This window comes from Oceanibium sediminis (assembly GCF_003265325.1).
Lineage (GTDB): Bacteria > Pseudomonadota > Alphaproteobacteria > Rhodobacterales > Rhodobacteraceae > Halovulum > Halovulum sediminis.
In genome coordinates this window covers 296,295-318,422 of record NZ_QGNX01000003.1, presented here as the reverse complement: position 1 = coordinate 318,422, position 22,128 = coordinate 296,295, and the positions used below count along the sequence as shown (strand labels likewise).

General features: G+C 67.9%; 26 protein-coding genes. 7 read left to right on the top strand and 19 right to left on the bottom strand.

Annotation, left to right across the window (positions count from 1 at the left end; genetic code table 11):
• Positions 1-114: 114 nt before the first annotated feature.
• From DJ029_RS09975 to DJ029_RS09950, 6 genes are all read left to right on the top strand, one after another.
• Positions 115-1,023, top strand: a complete 909-nt coding sequence (locus DJ029_RS09975) for a LysR family transcriptional regulator (protein ID WP_112322286.1) — start codon at positions 115-117, stop codon at positions 1,021-1,023.
• Positions 1,024-1,140: 117 nt separating this feature from the next.
• Positions 1,141-2,304 (top strand): ABC transporter substrate-binding protein, encoded by a 1,164-nt coding sequence (locus DJ029_RS09970; RefSeq protein ID WP_112322285.1) that lies wholly within the window; start codon positions 1,141-1,143, stop codon positions 2,302-2,304.
• Positions 2,305-2,367: 63 nt separating this feature from the next.
• Positions 2,368-3,360, top strand: coding sequence for an ABC transporter ATP-binding protein (locus DJ029_RS09965; RefSeq protein ID WP_112322284.1), 993 nt, complete (start codon positions 2,368-2,370; stop codon positions 3,358-3,360).
• Positions 3,353-4,300: an ABC transporter permease gene (locus DJ029_RS09960; protein ID WP_112322283.1), complete on the top strand. Its 948-nt coding sequence runs from the start codon at positions 3,353-3,355 to the stop codon at positions 4,298-4,300. Before DJ029_RS09965 ends, DJ029_RS09960 begins: the two co-directional genes overlap by 8 nt.
• Positions 4,290-5,096 (top strand): ABC transporter permease, encoded by an 807-nt coding sequence (locus DJ029_RS09955; protein ID WP_112322282.1) that lies wholly within the window; start codon positions 4,290-4,292, stop codon positions 5,094-5,096. The genes DJ029_RS09960 and DJ029_RS09955 overlap by 11 nt, the downstream gene beginning before the upstream one ends.
• Before the next feature lie 16 nt (positions 5,097-5,112).
• Entirely contained in the window at positions 5,113-6,537 is a 1,425-nt protein-coding gene (locus DJ029_RS09950; protein ID WP_112322281.1) for a gamma-aminobutyraldehyde dehydrogenase, read from the top strand.
• A gap of 92 nt (positions 6,538-6,629) precedes the next feature.
• On the opposite strand, the gene DJ029_RS09945 is transcribed toward DJ029_RS09950, so the two are convergent.
• The 17 genes from DJ029_RS09945 to DJ029_RS09865 all read right to left on the bottom strand — a co-directional run bounded on the left by DJ029_RS09945 (position 6,630) and on the right by DJ029_RS09865 (position 19,063).
• Positions 6,630-7,439, bottom strand: coding sequence for an ABC transporter permease (locus DJ029_RS09945; RefSeq protein WP_112322280.1), 810 nt, complete (start codon positions 7,437-7,439; stop codon positions 6,630-6,632).
• Positions 7,432-8,199 (bottom strand): ABC transporter ATP-binding protein, encoded by a 768-nt coding sequence (locus tag DJ029_RS09940; RefSeq protein ID WP_112322279.1) that lies wholly within the window; start codon positions 8,197-8,199, stop codon positions 7,432-7,434. The genes DJ029_RS09945 and DJ029_RS09940 overlap by 8 nt, the downstream gene beginning before the upstream one ends.
• A gap of 76 nt (positions 8,200-8,275) precedes the next feature.
• Entirely contained in the window at positions 8,276-9,289 is a 1,014-nt protein-coding gene (locus DJ029_RS09935) for an ABC transporter substrate-binding protein (protein WP_112322278.1), read from the bottom strand.
• A 47-nt stretch (positions 9,290-9,336) separates the two neighbouring features.
• Positions 9,337-10,026 carry a GntR family transcriptional regulator gene (locus tag DJ029_RS09930; RefSeq protein ID WP_112322277.1) on the bottom strand — a complete coding sequence of 230 codons (690 nt, stop codon included), beginning with the start codon at positions 10,024-10,026 and terminating at the stop codon, positions 9,337-9,339.
• A 105-nt stretch (positions 10,027-10,131) separates the two neighbouring features.
• Positions 10,132-10,965 carry a F0F1 ATP synthase subunit gamma gene (locus DJ029_RS09925; protein ID WP_112322276.1) on the bottom strand — a complete coding sequence of 278 codons (834 nt, stop codon included), beginning with the start codon at positions 10,963-10,965 and terminating at the stop codon, positions 10,132-10,134.
• On the bottom strand, positions 10,965-12,509 hold the full coding sequence (locus tag DJ029_RS09920) for a F0F1 ATP synthase subunit alpha (protein WP_112322275.1): 1,545 nt from the start codon (positions 12,507-12,509) through the stop codon (positions 10,965-10,967). The genes DJ029_RS09925 and DJ029_RS09920 overlap by 1 nt, the downstream gene beginning before the upstream one ends.
• Positions 12,496-13,239, bottom strand: coding sequence for a F0F1 ATP synthase subunit B family protein (locus DJ029_RS09915; protein ID WP_112322274.1), 744 nt, complete (start codon positions 13,237-13,239; stop codon positions 12,496-12,498). The genes DJ029_RS09920 and DJ029_RS09915 overlap by 14 nt, the downstream gene beginning before the upstream one ends.
• Before the next feature lie 15 nt (positions 13,240-13,254).
• Complete coding sequence (locus DJ029_RS09910) at positions 13,255-13,500, bottom strand: F0F1 ATP synthase subunit C (RefSeq protein WP_112322273.1); 246 nt, start codon at positions 13,498-13,500, stop codon at positions 13,255-13,257.
• A 3-nt stretch (positions 13,501-13,503) separates the two neighbouring features.
• Complete coding sequence (locus tag DJ029_RS09905; RefSeq protein WP_112322272.1) at positions 13,504-14,208, bottom strand: F0F1 ATP synthase subunit A; 705 nt, start codon at positions 14,206-14,208, stop codon at positions 13,504-13,506.
• Positions 14,205-14,507: a hypothetical protein gene (locus DJ029_RS09900; protein WP_112322271.1), complete on the bottom strand. Its 303-nt coding sequence runs from the start codon at positions 14,505-14,507 to the stop codon at positions 14,205-14,207. Before DJ029_RS09900 ends, DJ029_RS09905 begins: the two co-directional genes overlap by 4 nt.
• Before the next feature lie 10 nt (positions 14,508-14,517).
• A complete protein-coding gene (locus DJ029_RS09895) occupies positions 14,518-14,799 on the bottom strand; it encodes an AtpZ/AtpI family protein (protein ID WP_112322270.1) in 282 nt (93 codons plus the stop codon).
• The gene (locus DJ029_RS09890) at positions 14,796-15,245 is read right to left on the bottom strand and encodes a F0F1 ATP synthase subunit epsilon (RefSeq protein ID WP_112322269.1); all 450 of its coding nucleotides are present in this window, start codon (positions 15,243-15,245) and stop codon (positions 14,796-14,798) included. The genes DJ029_RS09895 and DJ029_RS09890 overlap by 4 nt, the downstream gene beginning before the upstream one ends.
• Positions 15,242-16,717, bottom strand: a complete 1,476-nt coding sequence (gene atpD, locus DJ029_RS09885) for a F0F1 ATP synthase subunit beta (RefSeq protein ID WP_112322268.1) — start codon at positions 16,715-16,717, stop codon at positions 15,242-15,244. Before atpD ends, DJ029_RS09890 begins: the two co-directional genes overlap by 4 nt.
• 213 nt (positions 16,718-16,930) lie before the next feature.
• Positions 16,931-17,515: a nucleotide exchange factor GrpE gene (locus DJ029_RS09880; RefSeq protein ID WP_157966337.1), complete on the bottom strand. Its 585-nt coding sequence runs from the start codon at positions 17,513-17,515 to the stop codon at positions 16,931-16,933.
• A gap of 123 nt (positions 17,516-17,638) precedes the next feature.
• Complete coding sequence (locus DJ029_RS09875; RefSeq protein WP_112322539.1) at positions 17,639-18,148, bottom strand: Hsp20/alpha crystallin family protein; 510 nt, start codon at positions 18,146-18,148, stop codon at positions 17,639-17,641.
• Positions 18,149-18,193: 45 nt separating this feature from the next.
• Positions 18,194-18,595 carry an Hsp20/alpha crystallin family protein gene (locus DJ029_RS09870; protein WP_112322266.1) on the bottom strand — a complete coding sequence of 134 codons (402 nt, stop codon included), beginning with the start codon at positions 18,593-18,595 and terminating at the stop codon, positions 18,194-18,196.
• Positions 18,596-18,619: 24 nt separating this feature from the next.
• Complete coding sequence (locus tag DJ029_RS09865) at positions 18,620-19,063, bottom strand: Hsp20/alpha crystallin family protein (RefSeq protein ID WP_112322265.1); 444 nt, start codon at positions 19,061-19,063, stop codon at positions 18,620-18,622.
• A gap of 626 nt (positions 19,064-19,689) precedes the next feature.
• On the opposite strand from DJ029_RS09865, the gene DJ029_RS09860 reads away from it, so the two are divergent.
• Entirely contained in the window at positions 19,690-19,947 is a 258-nt protein-coding gene (locus DJ029_RS09860; protein WP_112322264.1) for a hypothetical protein, read from the top strand.
• A 7-nt stretch (positions 19,948-19,954) separates the two neighbouring features.
• Here the strand turns inward: DJ029_RS09860 and DJ029_RS09855 are convergent, their stop codons facing one another.
• Positions 19,955-20,482 (bottom strand): universal stress protein, encoded by a 528-nt coding sequence (locus tag DJ029_RS09855; protein WP_112322263.1) that lies wholly within the window; start codon positions 20,480-20,482, stop codon positions 19,955-19,957.
• The gene (locus DJ029_RS09850; RefSeq protein WP_232823036.1) at positions 20,454-21,791 is read right to left on the bottom strand and encodes an SAM-dependent methyltransferase; all 1,338 of its coding nucleotides are present in this window, start codon (positions 21,789-21,791) and stop codon (positions 20,454-20,456) included. Before DJ029_RS09850 ends, DJ029_RS09855 begins: the two co-directional genes overlap by 29 nt.
• Positions 21,792-22,128 lie beyond the last annotated feature (337 nt).

The window sequence follows — 22,128 nt, the reverse complement described above, 5'->3', positions numbered from 1 at the left end:
AGCGGCAGCGCGAAAAACCTTTGGCCAAAACAAGGACCTGACCTAGAAAGGACCGACACGGGCGGCCAGCCCCCCGCGCGCCAAACGGCGCTGAACGCAGCAGATCGGACCGCAATGTCCCTGACCCTCAAACAGCTTCGCTACTTCGTCGCCGCCGCCAACCAGGCCTCGGTCAGCAAGGCCGCGCAGGCGCTGTCGATTTCCCAGAGCGCGGTGACGGAGGCGATCAAGGAACTGGAATCCTACCTCGGCGTGCAGCTGTTCATCCGCCAGCCCCGCGGCATGACGATCACCCCCGAAGGCCAGCAGTTCCTGCGTCACGCGATCTCCATCCTGGCCGAGGTCGCCAACGCCACCCGCGTCGCCTCGGCCGGGGCGCATCGGGTCACGGGGCGGCTGAACCTCGGGGTGACCTCGCTCACCGCGGGCTACGTGCTGTCGGACGTGCTGTCGCGCTACCGGCGGCTGAACCCGGATGTCGATGTCACCGCGGTCGAGGATACGGCCGAATACCTGGAACACCTGATCATCGGGGGCGAGCTGGACGTCGCGGTGATGGTCACCAGCAACCTGCGCAACGCCCAGGCCCTGCAATCGGAGATCCTGGAAGTGTCGTCCTTCCGGCTGTGGCTGCCGATCGATCACCCGCTGAACCGCCAGCAAAGCATCGCCCTGTCCGATGTCGCGGACGAACAGCTTATCGTTCTGGACGTGGACGAAATGGAGCAGGAGGCGGTCAAACTCCTGTCCGCCTTCGGAAAACGCCCCCGTATCGCCTTTCGCACCCGCTCGGTCGAGGCGGTGCGCTCGCTGGTCGCCACCGGCGCGGGCGTGGCGCTGCTGCCCGACCTCGTTTACCGGCCCTGGTCGCTGGAGGGTGACCGGATCCACAGCCGCGACGTGTCCGGCACCCTGCCGGTGGTGCAGGTGGGCCTGATCTGGCGGCGCGGCTCGGCGATTTCAGACGCCGCGCGCGAGTTCGTAGCCGTGGCGCAGGCCCAGCACGAGGTGAAGCAGCGCTAGGGTTTTCGTTCGGAAAAACCGATACCGACCGTTCTGATAATTGAATTTGCGATAATCCCGATTCCTCCGCATCCTTGAACCCGAAGCGCACCAATGCGCCAATTTGGGGAGAGTCCGATGAAATCCGTCCTGAAGTCCTGTACTGCCCTCACACTCGCCGTCGGTATGGCGGTGACCCCGGCCATGGCCCAGATGATGACCGAGATCGGCGAAGGCGAAGGCGCGCTGAACATCGTCGCCTGGCCCGGCTATATCGAGCGGGGCGAGACGATGGCCGAGTTCGACTGGGTCACCGGTTTCGAGGAAGCCACCGGCTGCATGGTCAACGTCAAGACCGCCAACACCTCGGACGAGATGGTGGCGCTGATGAACGAGGGCGGCTTCGACCTCGTGACAGCGTCGGGCGACGCCTCGCTCAGGATGATCGCGGGCAAGCGGGTGCAGCCGGTGAACATCTCGCTCATCCCGAGCTGGGACACCATCGATGACCGCCTGAAGGAAGCGCCCTGGTACTACGTGGACGGGCAGCACTACGGCGTGCCCTACATGTGGGGCCCGAACGTGCTGATGTACAACACCGAGGTTTTCGGCGACAGCCCGCCCACCTCCTGGAACGTGGTGTTCGAGCCGATGAACCTGCCCGACGGGCAGCCGAACGAGGGGCGCGTGCAGGCCTATGACGGGCCGATCCACATCGCCGACGCCGCGCTCTACCTGATGACGCACCAACCCGAGCTTGGCATCGAAAGCCCCTACGAGCTGAACCAGGACCAGTACGATGCCGCGCTGAACCTGTTGCGGACGCAGCGCACGCTGGTCAGCCGCTACTGGCATGACGCCTTCATCCAGATCGACGACTTCAAGAACGAGGGCATGGCCGCCTCCGGCTCCTGGCCGTTCCAGGTCAACCTGCTGAAAGGCGACGGCGCGCCCATCGCCAGCGTCATCCCCGAAGAGGGCGCGACAGGCTGGGCCGACACCACGATGATGCATGTGGACGCGGAAAACCCGAACTGCTCCTACATGTGGATGGAGCACACGCTCACCTCGAACCTGATGTCGGACCTGTCGGTCTGGTTCGGCGCGAACCCCGCCGTGCCCGCCGCCTGCACCGACGGGCGCGGCATGCAGACCGCCGAGGGCTGCACCACCAACGGTTTCGACGATTTCGAGCGGATCAGCTTCTGGCAGACCCCGGTGAGCAGCTGCGAAAGCCAGGGCGAGTGCGTGCCCTACTATCGCTGGGTATCCGACTACATCGGCGTGATCGGCGGCCGCTGATCCAGACCAATGGGCCCGCCCCGCGCCTTTGGCGCGCGCGGCGGGCCGCTACCGGGAAGTTCCATGACAACAGCAGTCGCCTTTCGCAAGGTCTCGCGCCATTACGGCCCCGTGCGCGCCGTGGATGCCGTCAACCTGGAGGTCGCAGAAGGCGAATTCTTCGCCATGCTGGGGCCGTCGGGGTCGGGCAAGACCACCTGCCTGCGCCTGATCGCGGGGTTCGAGAAACCCACCGCGGGCGAGATCGAGATCTTCGGCAAGCCCTCCGCCACGGTACCGCCCTACCGCCGGCCGGTGAACACCGTGTTCCAGGATTACGCGCTGTTTCCCCACCTGAACGTGCGCGACAACGTCGCCTACGGGCTGATGATCGCGGGCATGGGCAAGGCGGAACGCCATGCCGCCGCCGATGCGGCGCTGGAGATGGTGGCGATGCCCGGCTACGCCGAGCGCAAGCCCTCGGCCCTGTCGGGCGGGCAGCGGCAACGCGTGGCGCTGGCCCGCGCGCTGGTCAACAAGCCCAAGGTGCTGCTGCTGGACGAACCCCTGGGCGCGCTTGACCTGAAGCTGCGCGAGCAGATGCAGGTGGAGCTGAAGGGCCTGCAACGCCAGCTCGGCATCACCTTCGTCTTCGTCACCCACGACCAGGGCGAGGCGCTGTCCATGGCCGACCGCGTCGCCGTCTTCAGCGAGGGGCGCATCCAGCAGGTCGGCCGCCCCGAGGATATCTATGACCGCCCCGAAACCCCCTTCGTGGCGGATTTCGTCGGCTCCTCCAACGTGCTGCCCCCCGAGATGGTCGCGCGGCTGACCGGGCGAAAGGCCCACGCCAGCCTGCGCCCCGAGGCGGTGCACCTGCAATCCGAAGGCGGGCTGGAAGCCCGCGTCACCGGGCAGGCCTTCCTTGGCGCGGTGACGCGGCTGACGCTGGACGTGGCGGGCACGCCCCTGTCCGCGCTGCTGCAAAAGGGCCAGCCCGTCCCCGCCACCGGGGACAGCGTGCGCATCGGCTGGGACGAGGACGCGCTGCACCTGATGGAGCGCGGCAATGGCTGACACGGCCCACAGCGGCACGCCTGCGCGGCCCGGCCCAATGGGCCGGATGTCGGACCTGTTGTGGCGCCGCCCGGGCCTGCTGATCCTGCTGCTGATCTTGCCACCTGCGCTGTGGCTCGGGGTCATCTACCTCGGCGCGCTGTTCGCGCTGCTGGCGCAAAGCTTCTTCTCCATTGACCCGTTTTCCGGGCTGATCAGCTACGAGCTGACCCTCAGCACCTATGGAGAGCTGTTCCGCGCGTCCAACATGGACATCATCCTGCGCACCGTCGCCATGGCGGCCAGCGTCACGGCAGCGGCGGCGATCATCGGCTTTCCGGTGGCCTACTACGCGGCCCGCTACGCGCGGGGCCGCTGGAAGGCGCTGTTCTACCTGGGCGTCATGCTGCCCCTGTGGTCGAGCTACCTGGTCAAGGTCTATTCCTGGAAGCTGATCCTGGCCAAGGAGGGCATCCTCAGCTGGCTGTTCGAGACGCTGCACCTGACCTGGCTGCTGGAAGCCTACCTGTCGCTGCCGGTTGTCGGGGGAAACTCGCTTTCGGTCAGCTGGACGGGCACGTTCCTGGTGTTCCTCTATGTCTGGCTGCCGTTCATGATCCTGCCGATCCAGGCCGCGTTGGAGCGTGTGCCGCGCTCCATGCTCGAAGCCTCCGGCGACCTCGGCGCGCGCCCGGCGCAGACGTTTCGCCACGTGCTGCTGCCGCTGGCGCTGCCCGGCGTGGTGGCGGGGTCGATCTTCACCTTCTCGCTGACGCTGGGGGACTACATCATTCCCCAGATCGTGGGCACCTCCGCACGGATGATCGGGCAGGCCGTCTACCAGTTCCAGGGCACGGCGGGGAACATCCCGCTGGCCGCCGCCTTCGCGGTCGTGCCGATCCTGATCATGGGCGTCTACCTGTATGTCGCCCGTCGCATGGGGGCATTCGATGCACTCTGAGCGCGCCTCCCTCGGGTTGAAAATCGCGGCCGCCGCCGGGCTGCTGTTCATGCACCTGCCGATCCTGCTGATCTTCGCCTATGCCTTCACGACTGAGGACAAAAGCTACCAATGGCCGCCCCCCGGTCTGACGCTGAAGTGGTTCGGCGTCACCTGGGCGCGCCCCGACGTCTGGGAGGCATTGTCCCTTTCCCTGCGCGTCGCGGCGATTTCCACGGTGATCGCGCTGATCCTCGGCACGCTGTGCGCAGCCGCGGTGGCGCGCACCCGCTTCTTCGGGCGCGAGGCGATATCGCTGCTGGTGATCCTGCCGATCGCCCTGCCGGGCATCATCACCGGGATTTCGCTGCGCTCGGCCTTCAACCTAGCGGACATTCCGTTCAGCTTCTGGACCATCGTGCTGGGCCACGCGACCTTCTGCGTGGTGGTCGTCTACAACAACGCCGTAGCGCGGTTCCGGCGCACCAGCGGCAGCCTGGTCGAAGCCTCGATGGACCTGGGCGCGAACGCGTTCCAGACCTTCCGCTACGTGATCCTGCCCAATATCTCCACAGCACTTCTGGCGGGCGGGATGCTGGCCTTCGCGCTCAGCTTCGACGAGGTGATCGTGACCACCTTCACCGCCGGGCAGCAGCAGACCCTGCCGATCTGGATGCTCGAAGAACTGGTCCGCCCCCGCCAGCGGCCCGTCACCAACGTGGTGGCGATGGTCGTGGTGCTCGTGACGTTCCTGCCGATCCTCGGCGCCTATTACCTCACCCGCGGCACCGACACGGTCGCCGGCCAGGGCAAGTGACAAAAGGGAGAGACCCATGCAAACCAACATGCTCATCGGCGGCGCGTTCGAGACCGGGACCGACACGGCGGAAAACGTGCTCAACCCCCGCACCGGCGAGGTGATCCTGCAAATGCCCGAGGCCGACCCCGGCCAGATCGAGCGCGCGGTCAGCGCCGCCCGCGCCGCCTTCAAGGGCTGGTCGAAGACCACCCCGGGTGAGCGTTCCGCCCTGCTGCTGGCAATCGCCGACGCGGTCGAGGCGAACCTGGACGAACTGGCCCGGCTGGAGGCGCTGAACTGCGGCAAGCCCATCAACGAGGTCCGGAACGAGGAAATCCCCGCCGTCGCCGATTGCTTCCGCTTCTTTGCCGGGGCGGTGCGCAACATGCACGGGCCGGTGGCGGGCAACTACCTGGCCGGGCACACCAGCATGATCCGGCGCGATCCCATCGGCGTTGTCGCCTCCATCGCGCCGTGGAACTACCCGCTGATGATGATGGCCTGGAAGCTGGCCCCTGCCCTTGCGGGCGGCAACACGGTGGTGATGAAGCCGTCGGAACAGACACCGCTGACCGCGCTGGCCTTTGCGAAGATCCTGGCCGACATCCTGCCCGAAGGCGTGGTCAACGTGATCGTCGGACAGGGCGGCAGTGTCGGCAACACGCTGATCAACCACGCGGGCGTCGACATGATCTCCATTACCGGGGACGTGGCGACGGGGAAAAAGGTGCTTATGGCCGCCTCGAAAAGCGTGAAGCGCACCCACCTGGAACTGGGCGGCAAGGCCCCGGTGATCGTGCTGGACGACGCGGACCTTGGCCGCGTGGTGGAGGGGCTGAAGGCCTTCAGCTTCTACAACGCCGGGCAGGATTGCACCGCCGCCTGCCGCGTCTACGCGGGCGCGGGGATCTACGACAAGCTGGTGGCGGAACTGACCGACGCGGCGGCCAGCATCGTCTATGCCAATGCGGACGACACGTTGAACGAGATCCCGCCCCTGATCTCCCCCCGCCAGCGTGACCGGGTGGACAGTTTCGTGCAGCGCGCCGCCGAGCAGAAGCATATCGAGATCACGACCGGCGGCGCCCAGCACGACGGCGCGGGCTACTACTACAAGCCCACCGTCGTGGCAGGCGCGCTCCAGTCGGACGAGATCGTGCAGCGTGAGGTCTTCGGTCCCGTCGTCTCCGTCACCCGCTTCACGGATGATGATCCGGTGGTGGACTGGGCGAACGACAGCCAGTACGGGCTGGCCTCATCGGTGTGGACCAGCGACATCGGCAAGGCGATGGAATACTCGGCGGCACTGCAATACGGCTGCACCTGGATCAACACGCATTTCATGCTGACCACGGAAATGCCCCACGGCGGGCTGAAGCAGTCCGGCTATGGCAAGGACATGTCCATCTATGCGCTGGAGGACTACACCGCCGTGCGCCACGTGATGATCGCCCACTGATCGCCCACCGATCGCGGTACAGGCCGGCCCCCCAACCGGCCTGCACAGGGCCGCCCGTCCGGGTTCCGCACCCGGACGGGCGGCAAACAGACTCAGGCGCGCCAGTTCAGCACGCGCTTTTCCACCAGTCCGATCAGTCCGCTGACTGTTACCCCCAGCACCGACAGGATGGTGACCCCGGCGAACAAACGCTCAAGGTCATAAAGCGAACCCGCCTGAAGAATGTAGGACCCGACGCCATGGGTCGCGCCCAGCATTTCTGCGGCAACCAGCAGGATGATCCCGATCGCCAGGCTGATCCGCAACCCCGACAGGATGCCGGGCATCGCGCCGGGCAGCACGATCTTGCGCACGATGGACAGCCAGGACAGGCCGAAGCTTTGGCCCATGCGGATCAGTGTGCGGTCCACGTTGTCCACCGCGCCATAGGTCGCCACCACCGTGGGCGTGAAGGTGCCCAGCGCGATCAGCGCGTATTTCGAACCTTCGTCGATGCCGAACCAGATCACGAACAGCGGCAGCAGGGCGATCTTCGGGATCGGGAACAGCGCCGCCACCAAGGGCACCAGCCCCGCGCGGATCAGCGAGAACAGCCCGATCAGGATACCGATGCCCACCCCGGCGGACACGCCGATGGCCGAGCCGACGCTCAGCCGCACCAGCGAAACCGACAGATGCTCCCAGAGCGCGCCGGAGCGGTAGAGCTCGCCAAAGGTCGCCAGCACGTCCGAGGGGCGTGGCAGCGTCAGCGCGGAAATCCAACCCGCGCGCGTGCCCCATTCGACCAGCGCGATCAGCACCACGAACACCCCGAGCCCGACGAAGCGCACCGGGCGGGGGCGGAAACCGCCGCCCCGGAAGGGGACGGCGCGGCTTTTCTCGGGCATTGTCACCTCAGTCATCGAGCAGCTCCTCATCGGCGGCGCGGGCTTCGTCGCGCATGACCTCCCACAGGTGTTTCTGGTGACGCTCCAGCTCCGGGTTGCCGAGGCCGCGTTCCGCGAGCGGGGTGTCGATCTGGACGATCTCGCGAATACGCCCCGGACGGCGCGAGAGCACCACGACCTGGTGGCCAAGGCGCACTGCCTCGGACAGGTTGTGCGTCACGTAAAGCGCCGTGAACGGCTCCCGCGACCAGAGCGAAACGAGGTCGTCCATCAGCAATTCGCGGGTCTGCGCATCCAGCGCGGACAACGGCTCGTCCATCAGCATCACGGCGGGGTTCACCGCCAGCGCGCGGGCGATGGCCACGCGCTGCTTCATGCCGCCCGACAACTGGCGCGGCAGGGCGCGGGCGAAATCCGTCAGCCGCGTGCGTGCCAGCACGTCCGCCACGATTTCCTTCGCACGCTCACGGCGGATGCGGTGATCCTCCAGCACGACGCGGATGTTGCCCTCCACGGTGCGCCAGGGCAGCAGAGCGAAATCCTGGAACACGAAGGTCAGCGGGTTCAGGCACCCCTCCGGCGGGGCGCCGACCTGCAACACCTCGCCCCGGTCCGGGCGTTCCAGCCCGCCGACCATGCGAAGCAGGGTGGACTTGCCGCAGCCCGACGGGCCAACAAGGCAGACGATCTGCCCCGAAGGCACCGTCAGGGAGATGTCCGAGAGCACCTCGGTCGTGCCATAGCTGTGGCTCAGGCCGCGCAGGGACAGGTACATGTGGCCCGCTTCCTTCTTGCTTTTCAGGGGGATGGAAGGGCCGGGGCGGACAAACCCGCCGCCCCGGCGCCGGGTATCACACCGACTCTACGTAGCTGCTGTCGACCACCGTTTCGAAAGCGATGTCCTGGTCCACCAGGTCCTCGGCCTTGAACCAGTCCAGCTGGTCCTTCAGCGAGGCGACGTTCAGCGCCGCGTTCGGGGTCAGCCGCATCGCGCCGTTGATGATCGAGGGCGCGGCCTTCTCATACTCGCGGTCGGTATAGACGTACTGGTGGATCAGGCGCACCATCTCGTCACGGGCGGCGTCGCCTTCAGTGGCATCGACCATGGAGGCGTTGAAATCCGCCACCCCGCGCGAGAAGGCGGAGAGGAAGCTTTCGGTCATCGCCCGCTCGTTCGCCGCGTTCCCGGAAGAGGTGAACACCGTCGTCACCTGGTAGTCGGGGATGTAATCGGCCACGTCGCCGACGATATGGACATCCCCCGACCCTGCCAGCGCCAGTGCGATATGGGGCACGATGGACCAGCCATCGACCTGCCCCGAGCGCAGCGAGCTAATGATGTTACCCACGCTCTGCAGCGGGATGAACTCCAGGTCGATCCCCTCGGCCTTAGCCATTTTCGAGCCCATGTAGTGGAAGGACGAGCCGGCCTGCGAAATCGCGAAGCGACGCCCGGCCAGGGCGGCGGGCGTGGTCACCCCGTCCTGGAAGGCGGCGTCCGATACCAGGTACTTCTGGCCGGTGATGCCGGGTTCTTCCTGCAGGGCCCCGCCGATCACCTTGACCGCCCCGCGATCCGCGAGCGAGATCAGCGCCCCGGTCATCGCGGTGATGCCAAAATCAACGTCGCCCGAGGCGATCGCCACCGCCATCGGCTGCGCGGCGTCAAAGAAGCGCAGCTCCACGTTCAGACCGGCATCGGCGAAATAGCCACGGTCCAGCGCCACGTAGCTGCCCGCATGGCTGGTCAGGCGCAGGGCGCCGACCACCAGCGGCGTGTTGGCAATCGCCGGGGCCGCCAGCCCCGTCGCGGCAGCCGCGGCCCCGCCCATCGCCGCCAGGGCGTGTCGTCTGTTCATAAGCATTCCGGTTCTCCCTTTTTTACCGTCCTTGGGTGCAGTGTCGTCTTCGTTCAGCCGCCGTGGGCCGTTTCGCATGGCAGCAGGTCGCTCAGGATTGCGGCGCGCAAAAGTTCGCGCGCCAGCGCCGTGTCCCGCTCAAGCACCGCCGCCAGCAGCGCGTCCTGGCGCTTGTGGCGGGCCACGAAATCCAGCCGCCCTTCGCGCAGGGCGGCCAGCAGGAAGCGGCGGGACTGGTCGTAAAGCTGCTTTTGTAGGGCGATCATGCGCGGTGAGCGGCAGGCCGAGATCAGCGCCGCGTGGAACGCGCGCAACGCCTCGTCCCATTCCAGCGCCACCTCGTCCGCCGGGGCCTGCTGCACGGCCTGCTCGGCCCGGTAAAGCGCATGGCGCGCGGCCACCACCGTGCCTTCCCAGGCCACGTCGCCCGCGGCCATGGCCCAGCCAAGGCCCATGCACTCGATCTCGGCGCGCAGGCGGATGGTGTCGATCAGGTCGTCCTCCGTGGCCGAGGCGACGCGAAAGCCCCGCTGCGCCTCGGCCGCGACCAGCCCCTCGGAACTGAGCACGCGCAGCGCCTCGCGCAGGGAATGGTTCGAGCCGCCGTAGCGCATCTTCAGCTCGGCCAGCTTCAGCTTCATGTCCGGGGCGAGCACCCCGAACGAGATGTCGCGCCGCAGCGCATTGCCCAGCAGCGCCACGATGGTCTCATCATCGCTGGATTTCCGGCCGAAGATCGACATTGTCGTCCCTTTGCAAAATGTTGGACATTTACGCTGTCTATCGAACGCTTTTGTCAAGCCGTTTCCACCCCCGCCGGGCGTGTCACGACACCCGCGTGGGGGGCTTCATTCCACGGACAGCTCGATGATCTCGGTCGTGGTCTGCGCCTGGCGGGCGCGGGCGTAGTCGCCCCGCAACTCGTCCCGGATCGCGCGGATCGCCCCCCGCGCGCGGGTCATGGACCTGACCCGCGCATCGTTTTCCGCCGCGAAGCCGAGCATCAGCGCCTCGCAGATCTCGGTGAACACGTATTCCTCCACCAGGTTGGAGACGAGGCGCGCAAGCGGCAGCGTGGTCATCGGCGCGTCGGGCAGGGAACGCCGTTCGAAGCGGCGGAAGTCGAAGGGCATCAGCTGGCGCATCGTCAGGCCATGGCGCACACTGTCCGGATCACCGTGCAGGATGCTGACGCGCGCGAACCTGCCCCCGCCCAGAAGCCGGAACACCGCATCGACGACCCGGCTCGCCAGAGCCGGCACCTCGGGCGGGTGGAAGGCCATGTTCGCACTCCAGACCGGGGTGACGCCCCGGCTTTCAAAGGCGGAAACACAGCGCTGCCCGATCAGCAGGAAACGATCCCCCTCGGGCGCGCCCCCCTGCCCGAGGACGGACTCCACGACCCGTTCGTTATAGGCGCCGCAAAACCCCTGCGCCGCCCCGAGCACGATGTGCAGATGCTCCGCCCCCTCTGCCCCGGCCTGCGTGTGCGGCGCGCCGGGCAGAAGCGACAGCGCATCGGCCATGGCGCGCGCCACCGTCTGTTCCTGCGCGCGGATCGCGTCGAGGTGGCGACGCGCCTCCTGCACGTGGGCCGCCGCGATGGCGCGCATGGCCACCACGACGCCCGAGATCTGTTCGACGTGGCCGATCCGTTCCTTGATGGCGTCGGGGCGGCGCATCAGCCCGCCCCCGCGCTGCCGCTGTCGCCACCACGCCCCAGCGCATGGCGCACGCAGCCCAGAAGGTCCGCGCGCTGATCGTCGCTCAACTTCGCCGGGTAAGCGCCGAGCGTGGCCAGCGCGGTTTCGCTGTCGATGGCCCCCGGCAGCCGGGCCTTCAGGGCGGGAAACGCTTCCAGCGGCACGTCGTCGAGCAACCCCTCGCCCAGCGCGGTGAGCAGGGCGATCTGGTCGATGGCGCGCAGGGGCGCGTAGCGGGCCTGTTGCAGCAGCGCGCCGATCCGTTCGCCATGGGCGATACGTTTCCTCAGGCTTGCGTCCGCGAAGCCCCCGAAGCGTGAGAACATCCGCAGCTCAAGATACTGCGCATAGTCCAGCCGCACCCTTCCGGCGACGGATTTCAGCGCCCCGGGCTGGGCCTTGCCCCCGACCCGGCTGACGCTGAGCCCGACATCCACCGCCGGGCGCTGGTTCCCGGCAAACAGCTTGGTGGACAGCACGATCTGCCCGTCCGAGATCGAGATCAGGTTCGTCGGGATATAGGCGGACAGGTCGCCCGCCTCGATCTCGGCAATCGGCAGCGCGGTGAGCGAGCCGCCGCCAAGCGCGGGCGACAGTTTCGCCGATCGTTCCAGCAGGCGGGCGTGCAGAAAGAAGATATCGCCGGGATACGCCTCCCGCCCCGGGGGCTGGCGGGCCAGAAGCGACAGTTCGCGGTGCGTCGCGGCGTGTTTCGTCAGGTCGTCGTAGACGATCAGCGCATGGCCACCCGCGTCGCGGAAATGCTCGGCGATGGTGGTCGCGGCGAAGGGGGCCAACCAGCGCAGGCCCGGTTCCGCCGTCGCCGGGGCCACGACGAAGATGCAGCGGCTGATGTCGCCCTTTTCGCGGACCGCGTCGATCACGCGGGCCACCGCGCTGGCGCGCTGGCCGATGGCGACATAGACGCAGATGACGTCGCTGTCCTTCTGGTTGATGATCGTATCCAGCGCGATGGCGGTCTTGCCCGTGGCCCGGTCACCGATGATCAACTCGCGCTGACCCCGCCCGATGGCGAAGAGCGCATCGACGACCAGCAGCCCGGTTTCCAAGGGCTCGGTGACGAAATCGCGCTCGATGATCGCCGGGGCGGGTTGTTCGGCCAGCCCGTAGTCCGTGGCGGCAATCGCCTCGCCCCCGTCCAGCGGCCGCCCCAGCGGGTCGACGACACGCCCAAGCAGCCCTTCGCCGAGCGGAACGCTGGCCAGTTGGCGCGTGCGCCGCACCGCGGCCCCCGCCTCGATCGCATCGCCGGGGTCCAGTAGCACGGCCTGCAGCACCTCCGGCTCCAGCGTCAGGACGAAGCCGCGCCGCCCCTGCCCGAAGTCCAGGATCTCGCCCAGGCGCGCCGCGCCGAGGCCGGAGACACGGGCCAGCCCGTCGGCGATCCGCGTGACGCGGCCCAGCGCCTCGGACTCGGTGCCGAGGCGGACGTCATCGACGATCTGCTCAAGCCGGCGGAGCGCGGCATCGCCGACGGGCTGTTCGGGGTCAGATCCGGTCATCGCGCACCAGCGCCTCCGCGATACGCTCAAGATCGTGGCTCAGCGAATTGTGGATGACGCCATGGCGTCCGCGCAGCTCAAGCCCGGCAATCAGGGCCGCGTCGGGATCGACCGGCACCGCGCCCGTCGTGTCGAGCGTGGCGCGGATCGCCGCCATCGCCTCTGCCAACTCCGCCGCGTCAAGGGGGCGCGGCGTGACTAGGCGCAGGTGGTCCGCATCCGCGTTCAGCGCCTGGCGTTGTTCGCTGTCCAGCGCCTCCAGCGCGGCCCTGAGGCGGGCGGCATAGCCGCTGACGCGCGCGTCGTCGGGCAGATTGGCCAGCAGCCGCCGGGTGATCGCCACGGCCAGCTCACTCGCGCGCGCGGCGCGGGCCTTGCGCTCTGTTTCCGCATGGTGGGCGGCATCGTCACGGGCGGCGCGCCGGATGTCGGCGGCGGTCTTGTGCGCGGCGTCGAGGATGTCCTTCTTCTGCTGCTCAGCTTCCTTGCGGGCGGCCTCCAGCACCTCCAGCCGGGCCGAAGCGGTCTTGTCCTGCTCCGTCTTCGCGGCGGCCTCGGCCACGACGGCGGCCTGTTTCGCCTTTTCCGCTTCGGCCAGCGCCTGGCTTGTCGCCTCCTGCCGGTCGGCGATGATCCGCGCCACGGGGCGGAACAGGAAGCGGCTGAGAAGCCACATCAGGACGAGGACGTTGATCCCCTGGAACGCGAATGCCCACCAGTCGAAGTGCATGGCCAATGGCCCCCGTCACAAGGTGTAGGGGTTGGCGAACAGCAGCAGCAGCGCGATGACGAGGCAGTAGATCGCCATCGTCTCGATCATGGCGAGCCCGACGAACAGCGTGCGCGAGATGGTGCCGGCCGCCTCGGGCTGGCGGGCGATCGCATCCATCGCCGCCGCCACGGCGCGCCCTTCCGCCAGCGCCGGCCCGATCGCCCCGAAGGAGACCGCCAGCGCGGCGCAGACGATGCTGGCGATTTGCAGATAGTCCATGGTTCAGCTTCCTTTCCCTGTGTCTTGCGTTTTCCCCGGCGGCGCGCCGCCCTCGCCCACCGCCGCCGCGATGAAGACGGTGGATAGCACTGCGAAGATGTAGGCCTGCACCGCGCCCGTCAGCAGATCGAGCGCCATCAGCGGGATCGGCACCAGCAGCCCGGCCAGCGACAGGACGATGCCGATGACGAAGACCCCGCTCATCACGTTGCCGAACAGGCGTACCATCAGCGAGAACGTGCGCGTGATCTGCTCTACGAGGTTCAGCGGGATCATCACCCAGCTCGGCTCGGCGAACGTCTTGAGGTAGCCGAGCACGCCGTTCGCGCGAATCCCGTAATAGATCGTGGCGGCAAAGACGACGCTGGCCAGCGCGGCGTCGGTTTCAAGGTGCGCCGTGGGCGGCTCGACCCCCGGCACCAGCGACGCCCAGTTCGCCGACAGGATCAGGATGAACAGCGTTCCGACCAGCACCCGGTAGGGCGCCGGGTCGTGCTGGATCGCCGCCCTGATCTGCCCATCAAGCGTCGTGACCAGCAGTTCCAGCACTGTCTGCGCCGGGCCCGCATCGACGCGCAGCCGCCGCGTCAGCAGGAAAGCCGCGGCGCAAAGCACGGCCATGATCGCCCATGTGACGACGACCATCTGCGCCACCGGGACCGGGCCCAGCGCGAAGGCGGTTTCCGACGCGAGGGGCGAGCCGTTCATGACGCCCCCTGCGCGCGGGCCAACACGCGCCTGCGCCCCAGCAGCACGCCGCCCGCCCCCGCGATCAGCGGCACCGCGCCAAGCAGCGCCAGCCCGCCGAGCAGGGCGGCCAGCGCCACCAGCCGCAGGAGTTGAAGTAGCACCGCCGAAGGCCGGCCCGCCACGATCCCCCGCGCGACGGTTTCGAGCGTTCGGAAATGCGCAACGCCCCCGGCATAGCCGAGCAGCAGCGCACCGAACGTCAGCAGGGGCCATGGCCCGGAAAGGGCGGCAGGCAGGAATGTTAGCGTATCAGTCATCTTTCCCCGCTCATTGGTCGTGCATCCATCGAAACGCCAGCCACAGGCCCAGCGCGGCCCCCGCCACGGTCAGCGCCGCGGTTAGGGTGATCCCCGTCCCGAGGATCCGGTCAAGCCAGCCGCCGCCCAGAACGCCGAACATCACCGGCACCACGATCATCCACCCCAGCACCCCGATCTGCCCGAAGCGCCGCCCGAGCGACGGCTCGGGGTCGTCCTCAAGCTGGCGGGAGCGGCGCGCGGCCTGCCGCGCCGTATCGCCGAGGGGGTGCTTTTCGGGGTCCTCGCTCATTCGAATGCTCCGTCCAGCACCGATTCTTCGGTCAGCCCGGCGTCCTTTGCGATATGCAGCATGATCTGGCGCACCGCGCGTGCGTGCAGCCGCGCCTGCCCGCTGCGCGCCGCCCGCGCGGCCTCCTCTTTGCGTTGCAACTCGGCCTGCACGCCGTGTTCAAGACGGGCGAGATCCCCGCCCAGCACCCCCTCGCGGCAGGCGATGCGGATGTCGCCGCCCCGCGCGACCGTCAGCACCCCGCCGAGCAGGGTGCAGAAGGACCAGCCCCCCGCCCCGCTCCGCCAACGCACGACGCTGGTGCGCAGGACGCTCAGCAGCGGCAGGTGGCCGGGCAGGATGCCGAACGCGCCGCTTTCATCCTCTGCCCTGAAGGAGCGGATGTCCTCGGCGTGGAAGATGACCTCAAGCGGGGTGGAGATCGTCAGCGTCAGCGGGGCGCTCATGACACCGCCCCCTCGCGGCGTTCGACGCCGCCTGTGCTGCCGGTCTTGGCGCGCGCGGCGTGCTTTTCGCGCGCCTCCTCCAGCGTGCCGATCATATAGAGGTCGCCCTCGTCCCAGTCGTCGCAGCCGCCGTTCAGGATCTCGCGGCAGCCCGCGATGGTGTCCTTCAGGGCAACGCTGCGCCCCTGCTGCCCGGAAAACGCCGCGGCCACGAAGAATGGCTGCGTCAGGAAGCGTTGCAGGCGGCGCGCACGGCCGACGGACAGGCGTTCCTCCCGGCCCAGTTCCTCGACGCCGAGCAGGGCAATGACGTCCTTCAGCTCGATGTAATGCTCGATCACCTCGCGCACCCGGCCCGCCACCTCGGCGTGTTCGGGGCCGACCACCAGCGGGTCCAGCAAGACGGAGGTCGTCGCGATCGGGTCGATGGCGGGATAGATCCCCTCGGACGCCAACTGGCGCGACAGAACCACCATGCTGTCCACGTGGCTGCTGATCGCGCCCACGGCCGGGTCGGTGAAGTCATCCGCCGGGACATAGACCGCCTCTATCGCCGTCACGGATGCGGCCCCGAGCGAGGCGATCCGCTCCTGCAGGTCCGCCACCTCCGTCTCCAGCGTCGGCTGGTAGCCCACGCGCGAAGGCTTGCGCCCGAGCAGCCCCGACACCTCGGCCCCCGCCTGGACGAAGCGGAACACATTGTCCATCAGCAGCAGCACGTTGCGCGCCTGCTCGTCGCGGAAATACTCGGCGATGGTCATGGCGGTCAGCGGTACACGCCAGCGGGTGCCGGGGGGTTCGTTCATCTGGCCATAGACCAGCACCGTCTGGTCCAGCACGCCGGTCGCGCGCATTTCGTTCAGCATTTCATGGCCTTCGCGGCACCGCTCACCCACGCCGGCAAAGACCGAGATTCCGTCATAGCCCGCCACCATGGCGTGGATCAGTTCCATCACCAGGACCGTCTTGCCCACGCCCGCGCCGCCGAACATCGCCGCCTTGCCGCCCTGCGCCAGCGGCGCGAGCAGGTCGATCACCTTGATGCCCGTCTCGAACAACGCGCTCGAGCCGCTCTGCTCGGACATCGCCGGCGCGGCGTGGTGGATGGCGCGGCGCGGAATGTCGGGGGGAAAGGGGGGGCCGTCGTCCGCGGCGTCGCCCATCATGTTGACGAGCCGCCCGAGGACACCGTTGCCCACCGGGGCCATCACCGGCTGGCCGGTCCTGTTCGCGACCGCACCGCGCCACAGGCCCTGCGTCGGCTGCAAGGCGATCGCGCGCACGGTGCGTTCATCGAGGTGGCCCTGCACCTCTGCCGCGACGGTGAGGCCATCACCGCTGACGAGGATCGCCTCGTTCACCTCGGGCAGGGGCGGCTGGAAGGCGATGTCGAGCACCGGGCCGCGCACCGCGACGACCCGGCCGGGCGCGGCGGCGTCCTGCGCCTCTTGCGTGGCGGCATCGCCGGTCATCGCGCCCCCCGGGTGACATCCGGCACCGGCTGCGGCGCGGGGACGGAGCGGGCGGGCGCATGGCTGCGCGGATCATGCATCTGCCTTTGCTCCTTCTGACACGCCCTTGTCCGTCCACCCCGCCGGGGCGTGCCATCGTCGCGCCCGTCACGGGCCCGGGTCTTGAGCAATATCAATCGCGCGCACCTGGGTTCGGCGGCGCGGCACGGCGCGCTAGTCCCCGGTCCGCTCCGTCTCGGGGCTGGCGCTGACGGTGACATGCGCGGGCCGGATCAGACGCGGACCGATGGCGAAACCGGGCCGGTGCAGGAAAAGCACGTGGCCCGGGCGGGCCTCGTCGGTTTCGTGAAGCTGCATCGCTTCGTGCACCGAAGGATCGAACGGCGTGTCCCGCGGTTCGATCATCCGCACGCCGAGCGCCTTCAGCCCGGTTTCGAAAGCCGCCTTGATGTTCTTCAAGCCCTCGATATGGGCGCACATCCGGGGACTGTCGGCCTCGGGATGGCCGCGCGCCGACTCGAGGCCGAGGGCCAGGGCGTCGAACGCGGGGGCCAGCGCCTCGATAGCCATGGCGATGCCGTGTTCGCGCCCGTCCGCGCGGGCAGCGTCGGCGCGTTTGCGCGCGTTTTCCGCGTCGGCCATGGCGCGCTTCCACCTGTCCGTCAGGCGGGCGAGTTCGGCGCTCAGGTCTTCCCCGGACGTTGCCTCCTCCTGCGGATCGCCGCTGGACGCGCCGGTTGCGGCCCCAGCCTTGCCGGGATCCGGCGGGTCATCCTGCGTGTTCTGCGAGTTCGCCATTCCCCCCTCCTTCATCGGAATGCGACCCGCCCCCCACCCGCCGGGCCGGAGCCGGGCAATGACAGGGCGGGCGGCTGAAAGCGCGAAAGGACGGTGGCCGGATCGCCCCGGCCACCGGATGCGTCAGGCTGCCTTGACCGGGATGCGCTTGACCTTCGCCTGCGCCTCGGCCGTTTTTGGCAGGGTCACCGTCAGCACCCCGTTCTTGAAGACCGCGTCGGCCTTGTCGGTATCGAGCCCGGCGGGCAGCGGCACGGTGCGATAGAAGGCACCGTAAGAGCGTTCGGACATGTAGACGCCCTTGCGCTCGTCCTCATGCTCGATCTTCTTTTCGCCCCGGATCGTCATCGCATCCCCCGAGAGGGAGATGTCGATGTCCTCCTCGCTCATGCCCGGCAGCTCCACCGTGACTTCCACGTTGCCTTCGGTTTCGGTCACGTCGGTGCTGGGTCCGAACATGCCCAGTTCGGCGCGGTGTTCGCCCCAGCCGTTTTCGACCCTTTGCCAGAAATCCTCGAAGACGTGGTTGATGTCGCGTTGCAGGGACGCCAGCGGGTTGCCCGCCCGGCCCTCTTCACCGGTGGCGGGCCTGTCCTTGCCGCGGCCCCAGGGAATAAGATCGCTGATCTGCATGATTGGCTTCTCCTCCATTTCGCGTTGATCGGTGGGAAAGGCGGGTCAGGCCGCCTTGACCGAGATTTTCCGCGGCTGCGCTTCAGCCGAGCGCGGCAGCTCCAGCCTGAGCACACCGTTACGGAAGTCGGCGTTGATCCTGGACTGGTCGACGTCGTCCGACAGGGTGAACACGCGGAGGTAGTCGCCTTCGCGGTATTCGGACGACAGCCGGCGATAGCCTTCTGGGACTTCGGGTTTCACCCGGCCCTGAAGCGTCAGCACCTGCCGCTCGAGCGTCACCTCGACATCTTCGGGCGCCACGCCCGGCATGTCGGCGATGATGATCGTCGCATCCCCCTGTTCGAAGATATCGACGGCAGGGGTGAACGTGGGCCCCGCGCCCCCGGCCTCGCCATTACCGCGCGCGACGTCGGGTCCGGCCTGCGGTGCAAGTTCCTGTGCCATGGGTTCCTCCTTTCTGCTGGGGTTTCAGGCTGCTTTGATCTGGATGCGCCTCGGCTTGTCGTCCTCGGGGCGCTGCATTTCGACGGACAGCACGCCGTTCTCGAAGCGGGCCTCGATCCGGTCTGGATCGACGCGGAACGGCAGGTCGATCGAGCGCAGGAAGGTTCCGCCCGCGCGTTCCCGTCGATGCCAGACGATGCCCTCGCCCTCTTCCTCGGCGGGATAGGTTCCGCGGATGGAGACCATCCTGTCCTTGACGGTCAGTTCGATGTCATCCTCGCTCAGGCCCGGCAGTTCAGCGGTCATCACGATGCTGTCCTGCCCGGCCCAGAAGTTGACCGGCGGATAGGTGGCGGGCCGGGTCGGTGTCCGGGTGCCGTCGAACAGCCGGTTCATCGCGGCTTGCATCCGGCGCATGTCCGCGAACGGATCGAGGGCGCCGAAGGATGGAAAGGTTGTCGGTCTCATTGCAATCCTCCTTTTCACAACTGGGTTGGCCACGGGCCCGTCCGGGTTCGGCGCAGCAAGGGGTATGGCCCCGAAAGGGTCCGGACAGGCGTATTCGGTGTGGGAGGTGGTCCGGGATCGTCACCAGGCGCGGAACGCTGAACGATCATGCAGGCGGGCCGGTCCAGTGCAGCGACGACCGCCTGTATGGTAGTCAGAGCGATGGCCGCAAAACGCCTGCCACCTGTCATTCCACTACCCGGAGATCCGGTATTCGCACCTCCTGGCATTGAGTTGGGAAACGGCGGCGCGCCTTTCAAGATCCGCACACCCGCTGGTTGCGCGGCGCAGGGGATCATCCCGACCACCCCGGCGGCGGGGCGCTCATACCCCCGGCGCGGGAAGGATCGGCAAAGGTCACCGCACGGTTTTCCATGGTCGAAAGCCTATCTGGCCCGGACCCGCCCCGGTTTGAGGAATCTCAAGCCCGCGCCGCGTTCCGGCCCGCATATTGCCCTCATCGGCGGGATCCCGCCGGGCGCGAGCGCCAGCAGAGCCGGATTGACCTGCGTCAACACCGGGCCAGCGCATTTCGGCCAGACCTCGGGTGACGGATAACCACCTTCCGGAACGGAGGGGCCCGATCCATGATCGATCGCGACCGCATCAAGGACCATGTCCACCGGCTCAACCCCGCGCCCCGCCCGCCGGGCGACGCCGGGGGGTGCGACCTGCCCGAACGCCTGCGCCCCACGGCCGCCATGCTCGGGCCGATGCCACGCCAGGCGCTGGCCGCGCTGGCGGATCTTGGCCTGAACGACAGCGAAATCGGGCGCTATCACGGCCTGCCGCCGAAGCGTGTGTCGGCCCTGCGCCGGCATTGGCGGATCGACCGCGCGACCTGATGCGCCGTCACTTGACCGTCAGGATGCACCCTTCGCCGTGATGCAGCACCTTCTGGGACACGCTGCCAAGGACCGCGCCGCGGATCGTGCCGAGGCCCCGCGAGCCGATCACGATCATGTCCACCGCATGTTCCTTCGCCGCGTCGAGGATTTCCTCCGCCCGGTCGCCGACGCGCACGTGGGTGGAAACCTCCCTAACCTCCAGCTCCCGCGCACGGTTTTCCGCCCGCGAGAGGATTTCCTCACCCATCGCGGTGATGACGCGCGCGGTCTGCTGATCGTCGAGGGTGGTTTCCAGCAGGTCGAACCGCTCACCCGCGATAAGCGATAGCTGCGGTATGGCGGTCGTGCGGGCCTTGTCGATGATGTGCTCGACCTCGGCCATGCGCATCAGCTCCTTCGGGGGGCTGCCATGCATCAGCACGTGAACGATGAACAGCGCCGCGTCGAGGTTGAGTGCCAGCTCCGACGCCACGTCCAGCGCGCGCTGCGCGTTTTCCGAACCGTCAACGGCGAGAAGGATTTTGTCGATCACTGAGAGCCTCCTTTCGGGGTGGGGTCTCGCGCAGGGAACGCCTGCGAGAGGCGGCAGCGGTAATCCGGCCCGCAACGGGGTCGGACGCCCGCCACTGGCCGGCGTGATGCTGCGCGGCCTGTTCGGGCGGCAGGTAGAGGTAGTCCCGCGTCAGCGGCACGGCGTCGACTTCCCGCGACAGCTGGTACTGGAACACCGCCTGCGTGCCGTGGCGGAACGTCTGTTCGCTGGCGGCAAGGTAGAAGCGCCACATCCGAACGAAGCGCGCATCGTAGAGCGCGCGCACCTCGTCCGCGTGCTGCTCGAAACGCTCGTACCAGTGGTGCAGCGTATAGGCGTAGTGCAGGCGCCAGCACTCGATGTCCGCGGCCCAGAGGCGGGCCCGCTCAACCGCGCTCATCGCTTCCGAGACAGTGGGGATATAGCCGCCGGGAAAGATGTACTTGGCCATCCACGGGTTGGTCCCCTGCGGCGGCGCGGTCCAGCCGATGGTATGGACCAGGGCGATCCCGTCCGGGGACAGCAACTCGCGGATGGTGCGGAAATACTGCGTGAAATGGCGCGGCCCGACATGTTCGAACATGCCGACAGAGACGATCCTGTCGAAGGTCCCCTGCACGTTGCGATAGTCGCACAGCCGGAACTCCACCTGGTCGGACAGCCCCTCTGCCTTCGCGCGCTCTGTCGCGTAGGCGTGCTGCTCGCGCGACAGGGTGATGCCGACGACGCGCGCACAGTGGTCGCGCGCAAGGCTCAGCGCCAGCCCGCCCCAGCCGCAGCCGATGTCGAGCACCCGCATCCCCGGCTCGATCAGCAGCTTGCGCGCGATATGCGCCTTCTTGTCGGCCTGCGCCTGTTCCAGCGTCTCGTGGGGATCGGTGAAATAGGCGCAGGAGTATTGCCGGTCCGTGTCGAGAAACAGGTCATAAAGCTCGCCCGACAGGTCGTAGTGATGTGAAACGTTGCGCCGGGCGCGCGACAACACGTTGTTCTGCGCCACGCCCCGCAACCCCGAGCGTAGCCCCAGAATGATCTTCTGCCACCAGACCCTGTCCTGCAGCGTGCTGCGGTGGACATTGTGAAGGAGCATCGCGAGAAAGCCCTGCAGATCGTCGCCGTCGACGGTCAGGGACTCGTTCATATACGCCTCTCCCAGCGCCAGTTCGGGGTTGAGCGAAAGCCTGCGCAGGGTTGCGGCATCGTGGATTCGCGCGGTCAGCGGCGGGCCGGAGCCGTCGCCGTAGTCGCGCGACGTGCCATCGGGCATCACCACGTGCAGCGCGCCCTTGCGCAAGACTCCGCGCAGCATTCTGTCGAAGGCATTTTTCCAGAACTCATTCATGGCAACCCCCCGTTTCCGGCAGCGCGCGGTCGTCCCCGCCCGGCCAGAGCAGGCGACCCCCGCCATGCGCCCCGGACGTCGCCGGGCGCTCGCCTAGCAGAAACCCTTGATATGGCATGTCAAAGCCTCCGAATTGTCACTCGCGCCCCGAAAATATCCCTCTGCCGGGGTTGCCGCCTGACAAAGATCAAGGACAGGTCGATTGCACCGGCCGGGCCGGTTCGGGGCCTGTCCGGGGCTGGCTGGGGCCCTGCACCGATTGATCTGCCTCAACCGGCCGGTCGGATTCTGGTCCAGACTGGCG